Raw genomic sequence first — 14,224 nt, 5'->3', positions numbered from 1 at the left:
GAACGATCATGGACATCAAGAATGCATTGAGCCGGATCGTCGGCCACCTGGACCTCAGCACCGAAGAAATGCGCGACGTGATGCGCCAGATCATGACGGGGCAGTGCAGCGAAGCGCAGATCGGCGCTTTCCTGATGGGCATGCGCATGAAGAGCGAGAGCATCGACGAGATCGTCGGTGCGGTCTCGGTGATGCGCGAGCTGGCAGACAAGGTCGAGCTGAAAAGCCTGGAGGGCGTGGTCGACATCGTCGGCACCGGTGGTGATGGCGCCAACATCTTCAACGTGTCTACCGCGTCATCGTTCGTGCTCGCCGCTGCCGGCTGCACCGTGGCCAAGCACGGCAACCGCGCGGTATCTGGCAAAAGCGGCAGTGCCGACTTGCTGGAAGCCGCCGGCATCTACTTGAACCTGACGCCCGTGCAGGTCGCCCGCTGCATCGACAGCCTGGGCATTGGTTTCATGTTCGCGCAGAGCCATCATGCGGCTATGAAGCATGCTGCAGGCCCGCGTCGCGACCTAGGGCTGCGTACCCTGTTCAACATGCTCGGCCCGCTTACGAATCCGGCTGGAGTGAAACACCAGGTGGTGGGTGTGTTCAGCCAGGCGCTTTGCCGTCCGCTGGCCGAAGTGCTGCAGCGCCTGGGCAGCAAGCACGTGCTGGTGGTTCACTCCAAGGATGGCCTGGACGAGTTCAGCCTGGCTGCACCAACCTTCGTTGCCGAGCTGAAGAACGACCAGATCAGCGAATATTGGGTCGAGCCGGAAGACTTGGGCATGAAGAGCCAGAGCTTGCACGGTTTGGCGGTCGAAAACCCACAAGCGTCGCTAGAGCTGATCCGCGATGCCCTGGGTCGGCGCAAGACTGAAAACGGCCAGAAGGCCGCCGAAATGATCGTGCTCAATGCTGGCGCGGCACTGTATGCCGCTGACCATGCGATGAGCCTCAAGTCCGGTGTTGAACTGGCTCACGACGTGCTGCACACGGGCCTTGCCTGGGAGAAGCTGCAGGAACTGGGCGCCTTTACTGCAGTATTCAAGGTGGAGAACGAAGCATGAGTGTGCCGACGGTGCTGGAAAGGATCATCGCCCGCAAGTTCCAGGAAGTGGCCGAGCGCAGCGCACGTGTCAGTCTTGCCGAACTGGAGCGCCTGGCCAAGGCGGCCGATGCCCCGCGTGGTTTTGCCAATGCGCTGATCGAGCAGGCCAAGCGCAAGCAGTCGGCGGTGATCGCTGAAATCAAGAAGGCTTCGCCGAGCAAAGGTGTAATCCGCGAGGACTTCGTGCCGGCTGATATTGCCGTCAGCTACGAGAAGGGCGGGGCAACTTGCCTGTCGGTGCTGACCGATGTGGATTACTTCCAGGGTGCAGACGCGTACCTGCAACAGGCCCGCGCCGCTGTTTCGCTGCCGGTGATCCGCAAGGACTTCATGGTCGACCCCTACCAGATCGTCGAGGCTCGCGCCCTGGGCGCTGACTGCGTGCTGTTGATCGTGTCGGCGCTGGATGATGTGAAGATGGCCGAACTGGCTTCGGTGGCCAAAGAAGTCGGCCTCGACGTGCTGGTCGAAGTGCATGACGGGGATGAGCTGGAGCGCGCGCTGAAGACGCTCGATACGCCGCTGGTGGGGGTGAACAACCGTAACCTGCACACCTTCGAGGTCAGCCTGGAAACCACCCTCGACCTGCTGCCGCGCATTCCACGTGACCGCCTGGCAATCACCGAGAGCGGTATTCTCAACCGCGCCGATGTCGAACTGATGGAGATCAACGAGGTTTACTCGTTCCTGGTCGGTGAGGCATTCATGCGCGCGCCGCAGCCGGGGCTGGAACTGCAGCGGTTGTTCTTCCCGGATCAGGTGAAGAAGACTGTTCAGCCTCTGGACTGATCGAAACGAAGCCGGCGTTATGCCGGCTTTTTTGTATGTCAGCAAAACAACATGAATGGTGGATCAATGACCGATCAACCCCTGGCCCTCACCGTTGAGCAGGGCCTGCACGCCGAGCAGGAGCTGCTCGCCGCCGTCTGCCGCGCGGAGCGTGATTGCGGCGTGCTGTTCTGGCGCCCCACCGATCACGCCTTGGTCATGCCGCGCCGTATGAGCCGACTGGGCAACTTCGAGGCCGCGTGTGCTGAATTGGCGATTGCCGGCTGGCCGGTTCTGCTGCGTGAAACGGGTGGCGAGCCGGTGCCGCAGTCGCACGCAACGGTGAACGTGGCGTTGGTGTATGTGGCCCCGCGCAGTGAAGGCGATCATGGCCGCATCGAAAGCGCCTACGAGCGCCTGTGCCTGCCGTTGTGTGATGTGCTGCGCGAGTGGGGTGGTGTTGCCTCGGTGGGTGAAATCGACGGTGCCTTCTGCGATGGCCGTTACAACGTCAACCTCAATGGCCGCAAGCTGGTCGGCACGGCCCAGCGCTGGCGCCAAGGCCTGGGTGGCAAACGCCCGGTGGTGCTGGTGCATGGCGCGCTGCTGCTGGACAACGAGCGCGAATCGATGGTCGCGGCGGTCAACCGCTTCAATGAATGCTGCGACCTGGTGCAGCGTTGCCGCGCCGACAGCCATATCGCCCTGCACGAAGTGGCGCCCGACGCGCCCTGGTTCGAGCGCCTGTCCCGGGCTTACCACGACGTGCTGGCAGCCCTGCCCAAGGATTAACGGGTGCCGTAGACCACCATGGTCTTGCCCTTGACCTGCACCAGGCTGCGTTCCTCGAGGTCCTTGAGGACTCGGCCGACCATTTCCCGCGAGCAACCGACGATACGGCCGATTTCCTGGCGGGTGATCTTGATCTGCATGCCGTCCGGGTGGGTCATGGCATCCGGTTGCTTGCACAGGTCGAGCAGGCAGCGGGCCACGCGGCCGGTGACATCAAAGAACGCCAGGTCGCCGACCTTGCGCGTGGTGTTGCGCAGGCGCTGGGCCATCTGGCTGCCCAGGGCGTAGAGAATCTCCGGGTCCTGGCGGGCCAGTTCGCGGAACTTGTCGTAGCTGATCTCTGCCACTTCGCACTCGGTCTTGGCGCGCACCCAGGCGCTGCGCTGCTGCTCGCTACCGGTCGATTCGAACAACCCCAGCTCGCCGAAGAAGTCGCCATTGTTGAGGTAGGCGATGATCATCTCGTGACCTTCGTCGTCTTCGATCAGGATGGTGACCGAGCCCTTGATGATGAACGACAGCGTTTCGGCACGGTCACCGGCGCAGATGATGTTGCTTTTGGCGGTGTAGCGGCGGCGCTGGCAGTGCACCAGCAGCTTGTCGATGTTCTTGATCTTGGCGGGTAGGGCTGAGGCAACCATCACGAAATCCTGTTCGATGCGAGGCATAGGCTCTTGTTAGACATTGTCTGACGCGACGCGCCAGTCAATTGGCGCCAGCTTATCAGACAGCGCTAGAAGTTTTGACACTAAACCGACTCGCATTGAGCTTTTCCGACAGGCATACAAGGCTTAAGCTGACACCCTTTTGCGAAATCCAGGAGTACGGACAGATGAAGGCACGCATCCAGTGGGCCGGTGAAGCGATGTTCCTCGGTGAGTCGGGGAGCGGCCACGTGGTAGTGATGGACGGCCCGCCCGAGGCCGGTGGCCGCAACCTGGGCGTGCGCCCGATGGAAATGCTCCTGCTCGGCCTCGGTGGCTGCAGCAGCTTCGACGTGGTGAGCATTCTGAAGAAGTCGCGCCAGGCGGTGGAAAGCTGCGAAGCGTTCCTGGAAGCCGAACGTGCCAGCGAAGACCCGAAGGTGTTTACCAAGATCCATATGAACTTCGTGGTCAAAGGGCGTGGGCTGAAAGAGGCCCAGGTCAAGCGTGCGGTGGAACTGTCGGCCGAGAAGTATTGCTCGGCGTCGATCATGCTCGAGCGTGCCGGTGTTGAAATCACCCATGGTTACGAAATCGTAGAGCTGGGCTGACTGTGAGCTCCCGGACCGCTTGGCGGCCCGGGCGATCTTCAGTTACGCAGTGCCGGCAGGGCCGCGAGCAACCAATGCGGCAAGCTCCCCCTGACGGCCTGGCTCAACTGCTCCCGCCGCTTCTGGTACCCCAATCCCAAGCCGATTACTCCCAGCCCGATCAAGGTCAGCACCACCGGGAACAGCAACGATTCGGCAAACACCTCGTAAGACAGATACCCCAGATAAGCCGCTACCCCCATCGCCCCGAAGACCATGAACACTGGCCGGCGCAACAGCACCGCCATGCCCATCAACCCCAGGTTGATCAGGCAGTACAGCGCCTTGCCCAGTTCACTGTCGCTTTCCATCATCGTAAGCCCGCCCCAGAATGCCGCCAGGCCGGCCAGGTAGCCCCAATGGGCATAGTCCTCGCGGGTACGCCCGTCGACGACCAGGAATGCCAGCAGCAAGCCGAGCCCGAACCACAGTGACACCGTGCGCCGCTGTTCCCAGGAAAAGGGCGAGCCATACACCCATTCGCTCAGGTCCATCGACATGAACCACAGGGCCACGGCAATAGGCATCACCACGAAGGGGTAGGGGATCAGGCGCAACATCAGCAGCCCGGCTACCACGGTGGCGGCCTCCAGCAGCAACCAGCCGCCCTGCACGTAGGTGTAGTACTGGTGATAGTCCGCTTGCGCATCATCCATCGGCCACCACCCGATCAGGCGCTCGATGGCGAACACGACCAGCGGCACGATGCTGACCGCGACGGCGGCCAGCACACCAGCAGCAACCGGTTGCTTGCGGCCCTGCAGTTTGAGGGCGAACGACGTAAGCAGAACAATATAAAGCGTGGCGACGGCCAGCAACGCCCCATCGCCAATCGTCATCCAGGCTTCGGTCAGCAGCCAGCCCATCGCGCCCATGATCAGCAGGGCGCCGAAGTAGAAGGCGACATGGGCAAGCTGGAAACTACCCCGGGCTGGCGGTTGCTGGCGCAGAAACGCCAGCAGGGCCTGGTCCTGACCTGGTTGGAGAATGCCGGCTTGCACGGCGCGCGCCAGGTCCTTGGCGTCGATACGGTCCGTCATGTGTGCGCCCTTAGATGCGGTAAGTACTCTTGGTCATGACCTTGGCTAGCAGACTCATGCCCAAGCGCACTGGCATCGGGAAGCGATAGCCGCCAGCTTCGAGTGCGGATTCTGCATGCTGCTCTTCATCCACGCGCATCTGCTCGAGGATGGCGCGGGACTTTTCGTCCTGCTGGGGGAGCTGCTCGAGGTGTTCGTCCAGGTGCTTGCACACCTGATGCTCGGTAGCGGCGACGAAACCAAGGCTGACCTTGTCGCTGACCAGGCCGGCGAGGGCGCCGATGCCGAACGACATGCCGTAGAACAACGGGTTGAGCACGCTCGGGTGGCTGCCCAGCTGGCGGATGCGTTGTTCGCACCAGGCCAGGTGGTCGATTTCTTCCTCGGCGGCATGTTCCATGGCCTTGCGCACTTGCGGCAGCTTGGCGGTCATGGCTTGGCCCTGATACAGCGCCTGGGCACAGACTTCGCCGGTGTGGTTGATGCGCATGAGCCCGGCAATGTGACGGGCCTGGTTGTCATCCAGTTCGGCATCCGGCTGGATGATCGCCGGCGACGGGCGTGACGGTTGGCCGCTGAAGGGTAGCAAGGTGCGCATGGCGGTATCGGCCTGCAGCAACAAGCGGTCGAGCGGCGAGTAGTGACGTTCGGTGGCCATCGGGCACCTCCGCTGAAGTGATGCCCGACAGTTTACCTCAATCGCTCGGAAGGGGCTTGCCTTGGGTCAGCCCGGCGGCCAGTTCATCTGGCGCTGGCCAAGCACGTGCATATGGATGTGGTAGACGGTCTGGCCGCCTTTCGGGTTGCAGTTCATGACCACGCGGAAGCCTTCTTCGCAGCCTTGTTCGACCGCCAGGCGCTGGGCAGTGAACAGGATATGGCCGGCCAGGGCCTTGTCCTCTTCGGTCAGGTCGTTGAGGGTGCGGATGTGTTTCTTCGGGATGACCAGAAAATGTACCGGCGCCGCTGGGGCGATGTCCTTGAAGGCCAGGATCTGGTCATCTTCGTAGATGATATCCGCCGGGATTTCCCGGTTGATGATTTTGAGGAATAGATCGTCCACAGCACGTGCTCCATGGTGAGTGTCGGGCCGAGTGTACTCAGCCGCGCGCCACTCGCCCAGTAGCTATTCCATGCCGATCGGGCAGTAGCGGCGGTGGATGAAACCGGCCAGCTTGCGCGTCAGCCAGCGCGGCAGCAGGCGTGGGGCGAAGGCCAGCCAGCGGTTGCGGCGTACCGGCATGATCACTGCGCGATTTTTGGCCAGTGCGCGCACGGTGTACAGCGCCACTTCTTCAGGGCTCAGGCAACGACTGTTACCTTCAAGCCTGGGTATGCGTCGGCGCGACGAGCGTACCGGGCCGGGGCAAAGTACCGATACCTTGATGCCGGCGGGCTTGAGCTCTTCGCGCAGCGCTTCGGTGAAGTTCAGCACGTACGCCTTGCTGGCGGCATAGGTGGCCATTCCCGGGCCTGGCGCAACGGCGGCCAGGCCAGCGACGTTGAGAATCTGCCCGCCACCTTGCACCGCCATCAGGTTGCCGATGGCATGACACAGGCGGCTCAGGGCGAGGATGTTGACTTCCAGCAGGTCCTGTTCGTCGGCCCATTCGTGGGCCAGGAACGGGCCGTAGGTCCGCTGACCGGCACAGTTGACCAGCAAGTCGATGCGTCGCTCGCCTTCTTCCAGTTCGAGAACGAAACCGGACAGCCGCAGGGGTTGGCTGAGATCACAGGCGCGTAGCAGCACCTCGACGCCGAAGCGCTGGGCCAGTTCGAGCGCTACCGGCTCCAGCGTTTCGCGATGGCGTGCCACCAGGATCAGGTTGCGCCCGCGCCGTGCCAGGGCTTCCGCCAGGGCCAGGCCCAAGCCGCTGGAAGCGCCGGTGATCATGGCGTAACGGGTCATGCAAGGCTCCTGGGGGCTGTAGAGGGCGCCTAGTGTACAGCCTGGCCAGGCGAGTTGTTGCCTTTTGCTATAAGGCCTTGTCGCGCAATGTCAGGGTACGCTCCAGGGCGGCGCGGTACTCGCCGTGCAGGCGCTCGATCAGTGTGGCGGCCGCAGGCAGGTCGTGGATGTCGCCTACGCCTTGGCCAGCGGACCAGACGGTTTTCCACGCCTTGGCCTCATCGTCGATCGGTTTGAGCTTGCCTTGCTCGTGCCCGGATTTCAGTGCCGCCATGTCATAGCCAGCCAGCTCCAGGCTGGGGCGCAGAAAGCTGGCCGGGATGCCAGACACGGCAGGTGTGTGGATGATATCGGCGGCGTGGGCATCGATCAGCATCTGCTTGTAACCATCCTGGGCATGGCTTTCCTGAGTGGCGATGAAGCGGGTGCCCATGTAGGCCAGGTCGGCACCGAGCAATTGCGCGGCGAGAATCTCGTGGCCGTGGTTGATGCAGCCGGCCAGTAGCAAGGTCTTGTCGAAGAACTGGCGGATTTCGGCCGCCAGGGCGAACGGGCTCCAGGTTCCGGCATGGCCGCCGGCGCCCGCCGCTACGGCGATCAGGCCATCGACGCCGGCCTCGGCGGCTTTTTCCGCGTGCCGCCGGGTGGTCACGTCATGAAATACCAGACCGCCATAGCCGTGCACCGCATCTACCACTTCCTTGACGGCACCAAGGCTGGTGATGACGATGGGCACACGGTGCTCGACGCACAGTGCCAGGTCGGCCTGCAACCGCGGGTTGGTCGGGTGCACGATCAAGTTCACCGCATAGGGCGCTGGCGCTTGCAGCTGCGCCAAGCCTGCCTCTATTTCCTCCAGCCAGCCCTTGAAGCCGGCGCTGTCACGCTGGTTCAGTGCAGGGAAGCTGCCGACCACACCGCTAGCGCAGCAGGCCAGTACCAGCTGGGGGTTGGAAATCAGGAACATCGGCGCTGCCACCACAGGCAAGCGCAGGCGTTGTTCGAGCGAAGCAGGCAGGGACATGGGTGAGGCTCCATCGTTTTATGTCAGAACGGTTTGACCACCACGAGAATCACGATGCCCAGCAGGATCAGCACCGGAACCTCGTTGAACCAACGGTAATACACATGGCTGCGAGTATTGGTGCCAGCGGCGAAGCGTTTGCGCTGGGCACCACAGATGTGATGGTAGCCGGTCAGCAGAATCACCAGGGTGAGCTTGGCATGCAGCCAGCCTTGGCTCAGCCAGCCGGGGGTGAGGTAGAGCATCCAGGCGCCGAATATATAGGTAGCGATCATTGCCGGGTTCATGATGCCGCGGTACAGCTTGCGCTCCATGGTAACGAAGCGTTCCTGGCTGATGCTGTCCTGGCTCTGGGCGTGGTAGACGAACAGCCTGGGCAGGTAGAACAGGCCGGCGAACCAGCAGACCACGCTGACGATGTGCAGCGCTTTGATCCATAGGTAAAGCATGGAGGGAGTTCCTTCAGGTAATCACGGTCGTCAGATAGTAGAGCCCAAGCGCCCGAAGGGGCACCCCAAGAGTTGTTACAGGCGCTTTGCGCCCCTATCATCGTGCGCTTTCCAGACGGCTCGTTGATAAGGGGCAAGCGTTATGATCAAGGTCGGTATTGTCGGCGGCACGGGTTACACCGGCGTCGAACTGTTGCGTCTGCTGGCACAGCATCCACAGGCCGAAGTGGCGGTCATCACTTCGCGCTCCGAAGCGGGCGTAGCGGTCGCCGACATGTATCCGAACCTGCGCGGTCACTATGACGGCCTGGCTTTCAGCGTGCCGGACACCAAGACCCTGGCCGCTTGCGACGTGGTGTTCTTCGCCACCCCGCACGGTGTCGCCCACGCCCTGGCTGGCGAACTGTTAGCTGCCGGAACCAAGGTCATTGACTTGTCTGCAGACTTCCGCCTGCAGGACGCCACCGAATGGGGCAAGTGGTATGGCCAGCCACATGGTGCACCAGAACTGCTCGAGGACGCCGTCTACGGCCTGCCTGAAGTCAACCGCGAAAAGATCCGCCAGGCGCGCCTGATTGCCGTGCCGGGCTGCTACCCGACGGCTACCCAGCTGGGCTTCCTTCCGCTGCTCGAAGCTGGCCTGGCCGACACTTCGCGCCTGATCGCCGACTGCAAATCGGGCGTCAGCGGCGCTGGCCGTGGTGCAGCTGTCGGTTCGCTGTTCTGTGAGGCTGGCGAAAGCATGAAGGCCTATGCAGTCAAAGGTCACCGCCACCTGCCTGAAATCAGCCAAGGCCTGCGCCTGGCTGCAGGCAGGGACATTGGCCTGACCTTCGTCCCGCACCTGACTCCGATGATCCGTGGCATCCACGCCACCCTGTACGCGACCGTTGCCGATAAGTCGATAGACCTGCAGGCGCTGTTCGAGAAGCGCTACGCCGATGAGCCGTTCGTCGACGTGATGCCGGCCGGCAGCCACCCGGAAACCCGCAGCGTGCGCGGTGCCAACGTCTGTCGCATTGCCGTTCATCGCCCGCAGGGTGGTGACCTGGTGGTGGTGCTGTCGGTGATCGACAACCTGGTCAAGGGGGCGTCGGGCCAGGCGGTGCAGAACCTCAACATCCTGTTCGGCCTGGACGAACGCATGGGCCTGTCCCACGCTGGCTTGCTGCCGTAAGCGCTTGTTGATGTAAAAGGCCCGCCGCGTGCGGGCCTTTTTGTTTGTCGCGACTAAAGCCGCACAATTCTTGACCAATTTTCTCGGAGAAGCGGATAATGCGCGTCATCGAGTTTTATGGCGGCAACAGCGCCGGGAGAATCAACATGAGCGTCGAAACCTTCACCCCTACGGCTTTGGAATTCACCCACGGCGCCGCGCAAAAGGTGAAGAACCTGGTTTCCGAAGAAGGCAATGACCGCCTGAAGTTGCGCGTGTTCGTCACCGGCGGCGGCTGCTCGGGCTTCCAGTACGGTTTCACCTTCGATGAAGACGTGGCCGAAGATGACACCATTGTCGAGCGCGAAGGCGTTTCGCTGGTGGTCGACCCGATGAGCTATCAGTATCTGGCCGGTGCCGAAGTGGACTACCAGGAAGGTCTGGAAGGTTCGCGCTTCGTGATCAAGAACCCGAATGCCACGACTACCTGCGGTTGTGGCTCTTCGTTCTCGATCTGAAACCCGGCTACACGAAAACGCCGCGCAATTGCGCGGCGTTTTGCATTCTAGGGTGGGATCAGCCCGGGTAGATCGCGCCGAGGACGCGTAGCCCCTTGGCCGCGGTCACGCTTGGGCGGTTGGCGGCAATGCCCTCGAGGCAACAGTGGGCGAGCCAGGCAAAGGCCATGGCCTCGACCCAGTCCGGATCCACGCCATGCGCGCCGGTGCTGGTGACATCGGTCTCTGGCAGCAGTTCGGCAAGGCGAGCCATGAGGGCGCCATTGCGCGCGCCACCGCCGCATACCAGCAGCGCCTCGGTGTCTTGCTGGGCGTTGCGCAGCGATTCGATGATGCTGCGCGCAGTCAGTTCCAGCAAGGTGGCCTGGATATCTTCATCACGGTAGGCCGGAAGGCGAGCCAGGTGGCCATCCAGCCAAGGCAGGTTGAACACTTCGCGGCCGGTACTTTTCGGGCCGCTGCCGGCGAAGAACGGGTCACTCAGCAGGCTGCTGAGCAAATCGCCTTGCATCTGGCCACTGGCAGCCCAGGCCCCATCGGCATCATAGGCCTGCCCACGCTTGCGCTCGATCCAGGCGTCCAGTAGCACATTGCCTGGCCCGCAGTCGAAGCCGTGCACGGGCTTGTCGCGCTCGATCAGGCTCAGGTTACTGAAACCACCCACATTGAGAACCGCCAGGCGTTGGCCGAGGTGGCGGAACAGGGTTTCATGGAAGGCGGGCACCAGGGGGGCGCCCTGGCCGCCTGCCGCCACGTCGCGACGGCGAAAATCAGCGACCACGCTGATGCCGGTCAGCTCGGCGAGCAGTGCCGGGTTGCCGATCTGCACAGTAAAGCCGCGAGCCGGCTCATGGCGGATGGTCTGGCCGTGGCTGCCGATGGCACGGATGGCGTCTGCCTGTAGCCCTTGCTTGGCGAGCAATTGCCGTACGCCTTCACCTGCCAGGCTGGCCCAGCGGTTTTCTGCCAGAGCAGCACGGGCAATTTCGTCAGGGCCGCTGCTGCAAAGGCTGAGCAGATCGTGGCGCAGGTCGGCCGGCATCGGCAGGTAATGGGTGGCAAGCAGTTGCAGCTGCTCGCCCTGTTCGACCAGGGCGATGTCCAGCCCATCAAGGCTGGTGCCGGACATCACCCCCAGATAAAGCGCCATGGATCAACGCTTGTTCGCTGCGAGCATGGTGGCCTTTTCCTGGTCCATGCGGGCGATCAGTGGTTGGCTCTGCTGCATGAAGCGCTGGCGCTCGTTCTTGGCAATAGGGTCTGCCATTGGAACCTTCTGGCTCAGCGGGTCCACGTGGACGCCATTGACCTGGAACTCGTAGTGCAGGTGCGGGCCGGTCGACAGGCCAGTGGTACCGATGTAGCCAATGATCTGGCCCTGCTTCACGTTGCTGCCGGTCTTGATGCCCTTCGCAAAGCCCTGCATATGACCGTAAAGGGTTTTGTAGCTGTTGCCGTGGGCGATGATCACGGTGTTGCCGTAACCGCCGCGGCGACCAGCCAGCTCGATACGACCATCACCTGCTGCCTTGATTGGCGTGCCACGCGGTGCGGCATAGTCCACACCTTTGTGTGCGCGGATCTTGTTCAGGATCGGGTGCTTGCGGCCGGCGGAGAAGCGCGAGCTGATGCGGGCGAAGTCGACCGGGGTACGGATGAACGCCTTGCGCAGGCTGTTGCCGTCGGCGGTGTAGTAGCTGGTGTTGCCCTGCTTGTTGGTGTAGCGCACGGCGGTATACGTCTTGCCGCGGTTGGTAAAACGCGCGGACAGGATGTTGCCGGTGCCGACCACTTTGCCATCCATGACCTTCTGCTCGTAGACCACGTCGAACTCGTCGCCGGGGCGGATGTCCTGGGCGAAATCGATGTCGTAACCCAGGACCTTGGCCATGTCCATGGTCATGCTGTGGGACAGGCCGGCGCGCTGGGCCGAGGCCGACAGCGAGCTCTTGATGACGCCGTGTGCGTAAGCGGTGCGGACCACCGGTTTGCTGATCTCGCGATCAAAGGTGTAGCCCTTGGCGGTCTTGGTCAGGCGGATGGTTTCGAGGTTGCTGACCTTGCTGTGCAGGCTGGCCAGTTGGCCATCCTTGTCAAGCTCGAACTGCAATACCTGGCCATGCTTGAGCTGGCTGAACTGCTTGGCCTGCTTGTTGGTGGCCAGCAGGTCATGCACCGCGTTGGCTGGGAGGCCGACCTTGGCGAAGAGGGTAGACAGGGTGTCGCCGCGGGCTACGGTCACTTCGCGATGACCTGGCTCTTTGGCTTCTGGCTTTTGCTCGGTGGCAGGCGCTTCCTGTGCTGCCTGCTCGGTGTTGGTTTCGGCGCCGTCTATCTGGGCGAAGGGGGAGCCTTGATCGCCTTGGGTCTGTACCAGCGGGGCGGCGTTGGACTCGTCCTTCAGCTGCTCGGCCGGGCTCTCCAGCTCCAGGCTGAGGGTTGTCTTCTTCGCTTCGACTTCGCTGGAAGGAAATACCAGCAGTGCCAGGCTGAGCAGGGCGGCAATGCCGCTGGCGGCCAACAGATGGCTTTTCGGATAAAGCGGGGGCGCTTTAGGCGTTTCGTTGGTCATAGGTAAGGTGACTTTGAAGAAAAATGAATATGGAAAAGATGAATGACATGATGAAGATGAAATAACTGTATAAAATATAACCAAATCTACTTTCGCGCAAGGGCGCGTAGACGCAGTGACGCGTCGGTCAGGTCACATTTCATTTCGAAACTTGTAATTGATGGCCGATCTTGTATGGTTGGCTCCCTTTGAATCTGAGCCTTGCGGGTCTGTCTATGAAGTCGGTTGAAGAGCAGCTGGCGCTTATCAAGCGCGGTGCGGAAGAGGTGTTGGTCGAGTCGGAACTGGTCGAGAAGCTCAAGCGCGGCCAGCCTCTGCGTATCAAGGCAGGCTTCGACCCGACTGCACCTGACCTTCATTTGGGGCATACGGTACTGATCAACAAGCTGCGCCAGTTCCAGGATCTGGGGCATCAGGTCATCTTCCTGATCGGTGACTTCACCGGCATGATCGGTGACCCGAGCGGCAAGAGTGCCACGCGTCCGCCGCTGACCCGCGAGCAGGTGCTGGATAACGCCGAGACCTACAAACAGCAGGTGTTCAAGATTCTCGACCCGGCCAAGACCGAGGTCGCCTTCAACTCCACCTGGATGGATCAGCTGACACCCGCCGACTTCATTCGCTTGGCGTCGCAGTACACCGTTGCGCGCATGCTCGAGCGCGATGATTTCGACAAGCGCTACACAACCAACCAGCCGATTGCCATTCACGAGTTCCTCTACCCACTGGTGCAGGGCTACGACTCCGTGGCGCTTAAGGCTGATGTGGAGCTTGGGGGTACCGACCAGAAGTTCAACCTGCTGATGGGGCGCGAGTTGCAGCGTTCCTACGGGCAGGAAGCACAGAACATCGTGACCATGCCATTGCTCGAAGGGCTCGATGGCGTGAAGAAGATGTCCAAGTCGCTGGGTAACTATGTGGGTATCCAGGAAGCGCCTGGCGTGATGTACAGCAAGCTGGTGTCGATCCCGGACACCTTGATGTGGCGTTACTTCGAGTTGCTGAGTTTCCGTTCGATGGAAGAGATCGAGCAGTTCAGGGCTGACGTTGCCAATGGTGCCAACCCGCGTGACATCAAGATCAAGCTGGCCGAAGAGATCGTTGCGCGCTTCCATGGTGAAGAAGCGGCGGCCAATGCTCACCGCGCTGCGGGTAACCGCATGAAGGAAGGCGAGCTGCCGGAAGATCTGCCGGAGATCGAAGTGGCTGCGGCTGAGGACCTGCCGATCGCCGCCGTGCTGAACCGCGCGGGCCTGGTGAAGAACTCGGCGCAGGCGCGCGACCTGCTCAGTGGCGGTGCGGTGAAGGTTGATGGTGCGGTAGTCGACAAGGACTTCATGTTTGTTCTCGGTGCGACGCATGTGTGCCAGGCGGGCAAGAAGTCGTTTGGCCGGGTAACCCTCAAGGCTGAGTGACTGCCTATTGGTGTAGCTATATAGAAGCGGGGAGGCCGGCAAGCCTCCCCGCTTTGTTTTTCAGCGACATTAAAGTTTCTTGAAATTAGAGGTTGACGGGATTTCGAATCCCCTTATAATGCGCCCCACTTCCAGCGACATCGGAACGACAAACTCCTTGAGATTCAACGAGTTAGGTTGTTAAGGAA

Annotated in this window: 16 protein-coding genes; 7 read left to right on the top strand and 9 right to left on the bottom strand. The window is 61.8% G+C overall.

Annotation, left to right across the window (positions count from 1 at the left end; all coding sequences use genetic code 11):
* The first annotated feature begins 8 nt into the window (after nucleotides 1-8).
* The 3 genes from trpD (at nucleotide 9) to APH28_RS19235 (ending at nucleotide 2,659) form a co-directional block, all read left to right on the top strand.
* Nucleotides 9-1,058 carry an anthranilate phosphoribosyltransferase gene (trpD, locus tag APH28_RS19245; protein WP_060512118.1) on the top strand — a complete coding sequence of 350 codons (1,050 nt, stop codon included), beginning with the start codon at nucleotides 9-11 and terminating at the stop codon, nucleotides 1,056-1,058.
* Nucleotides 1,055-1,888, top strand: a complete 834-nt coding sequence (trpC, locus tag APH28_RS19240) for an indole-3-glycerol phosphate synthase TrpC (RefSeq protein ID WP_060512117.1) — start codon at nucleotides 1,055-1,057, stop codon at nucleotides 1,886-1,888. Before trpD ends, trpC begins: the two co-directional genes overlap by 4 nt.
* A 66-nt stretch (nucleotides 1,889-1,954) precedes the next feature.
* The gene (locus APH28_RS19235) at nucleotides 1,955-2,659 is read left to right on the top strand and encodes a lipoate--protein ligase family protein (RefSeq protein ID WP_060512116.1); all 705 of its coding nucleotides are present in this window, start codon (nucleotides 1,955-1,957) and stop codon (nucleotides 2,657-2,659) included.
* Here APH28_RS19235 and crp read toward each other — a convergent pair.
* Nucleotides 2,656-3,300: a cAMP-activated global transcriptional regulator CRP gene (gene crp / locus APH28_RS19230; RefSeq protein WP_060512200.1), complete on the bottom strand. Its 645-nt coding sequence runs from the start codon at nucleotides 3,298-3,300 to the stop codon at nucleotides 2,656-2,658. The genes APH28_RS19235 and crp overlap by 4 nt on opposite strands.
* A 191-nt stretch (nucleotides 3,301-3,491) precedes the next feature.
* Between crp and APH28_RS19225 the strand changes: the two genes are divergently transcribed.
* Nucleotides 3,492-3,914: an OsmC family protein gene (locus tag APH28_RS19225; RefSeq protein WP_004376171.1), complete on the top strand. Its 423-nt coding sequence runs from the start codon at nucleotides 3,492-3,494 to the stop codon at nucleotides 3,912-3,914.
* A 38-nt stretch (nucleotides 3,915-3,952) separates the two neighbouring features.
* Here APH28_RS19225 and APH28_RS19220 read toward each other — a convergent pair whose 3' ends face one another.
* From APH28_RS19220 to hemJ, 6 genes are all read right to left on the bottom strand, one after another.
* A complete protein-coding gene (locus APH28_RS19220; RefSeq protein ID WP_060512115.1) occupies nucleotides 3,953-4,993 on the bottom strand; it encodes a hypothetical protein in 1,041 nt (346 codons plus the stop codon).
* A gap of 10 nt (nucleotides 4,994-5,003) precedes the next feature.
* Complete coding sequence (coq7, locus tag APH28_RS19215; RefSeq protein ID WP_060512114.1) at nucleotides 5,004-5,651, bottom strand: 2-polyprenyl-3-methyl-6-methoxy-1,4-benzoquinone monooxygenase; 648 nt, start codon at nucleotides 5,649-5,651, stop codon at nucleotides 5,004-5,006.
* 66 nt (nucleotides 5,652-5,717) lie between these two features.
* A complete protein-coding gene (locus APH28_RS19210; RefSeq protein ID WP_003255518.1) occupies nucleotides 5,718-6,056 on the bottom strand; it encodes a histidine triad nucleotide-binding protein in 339 nt (112 codons plus the stop codon).
* Between the two features lie 63 nt (nucleotides 6,057-6,119).
* Complete coding sequence (locus APH28_RS19205) at nucleotides 6,120-6,902, bottom strand: SDR family oxidoreductase (protein WP_060512113.1); 783 nt, start codon at nucleotides 6,900-6,902, stop codon at nucleotides 6,120-6,122.
* A 67-nt stretch (nucleotides 6,903-6,969) separates the two neighbouring features.
* Entirely contained in the window at nucleotides 6,970-7,926 is a 957-nt protein-coding gene (locus APH28_RS19200; protein ID WP_060512112.1) for a nitronate monooxygenase family protein, read from the bottom strand.
* 23 nt (nucleotides 7,927-7,949) lie between these two features.
* The gene (gene hemJ / locus APH28_RS19195) at nucleotides 7,950-8,375 is read right to left on the bottom strand and encodes a protoporphyrinogen oxidase HemJ (protein WP_060512111.1); all 426 of its coding nucleotides are present in this window, start codon (nucleotides 8,373-8,375) and stop codon (nucleotides 7,950-7,952) included.
* A gap of 142 nt (nucleotides 8,376-8,517) precedes the next feature.
* Here hemJ and argC point away from each other — a divergent pair, with 142 nt between their 5' ends.
* Together argC and erpA are read left to right on the top strand one after the other, a co-directional pair.
* The gene (gene argC / locus APH28_RS19190) at nucleotides 8,518-9,552 is read left to right on the top strand and encodes an N-acetyl-gamma-glutamyl-phosphate reductase (RefSeq protein ID WP_060512110.1); all 1,035 of its coding nucleotides are present in this window, start codon (nucleotides 8,518-8,520) and stop codon (nucleotides 9,550-9,552) included.
* A gap of 146 nt (nucleotides 9,553-9,698) precedes the next feature.
* Complete coding sequence (erpA, locus tag APH28_RS19185) at nucleotides 9,699-10,049, top strand: iron-sulfur cluster insertion protein ErpA (RefSeq protein WP_060512199.1); 351 nt, start codon at nucleotides 9,699-9,701, stop codon at nucleotides 10,047-10,049.
* Between the two features lie 58 nt (nucleotides 10,050-10,107).
* Here erpA and APH28_RS19180 read toward each other — a convergent pair whose 3' ends face one another.
* Together APH28_RS19180 and APH28_RS19175 are read right to left on the bottom strand one after the other, a co-directional pair.
* A complete protein-coding gene (locus tag APH28_RS19180; RefSeq protein WP_060512109.1) occupies nucleotides 10,108-11,199 on the bottom strand; it encodes an anhydro-N-acetylmuramic acid kinase in 1,092 nt (363 codons plus the stop codon).
* Nucleotides 11,200-11,202: 3 nt separating this feature from the next.
* Entirely contained in the window at nucleotides 11,203-12,621 is a 1,419-nt protein-coding gene (locus APH28_RS19175) for a peptidoglycan DD-metalloendopeptidase family protein (RefSeq protein ID WP_060512108.1), read from the bottom strand.
* A gap of 215 nt (nucleotides 12,622-12,836) precedes the next feature.
* On the opposite strand from APH28_RS19175, the gene tyrS reads away from it, so the two are divergent.
* Nucleotides 12,837-14,036, top strand: a complete 1,200-nt coding sequence (gene tyrS, locus APH28_RS19170) for a tyrosine--tRNA ligase (RefSeq protein ID WP_060512107.1) — start codon at nucleotides 12,837-12,839, stop codon at nucleotides 14,034-14,036.
* Nucleotides 14,037-14,224: the final 188 nt, after the last annotated feature.

This window comes from Pseudomonas sp. NBRC 111124 (assembly GCF_001320245.1).
In the GTDB taxonomy this organism is placed as follows: domain Bacteria; phylum Pseudomonadota; class Gammaproteobacteria; order Pseudomonadales; family Pseudomonadaceae; genus Aquipseudomonas.
The sequence above is the reverse complement of the archived record's forward strand: the minus strand, read 5'-3'. Positions and strand labels throughout refer to the sequence as shown.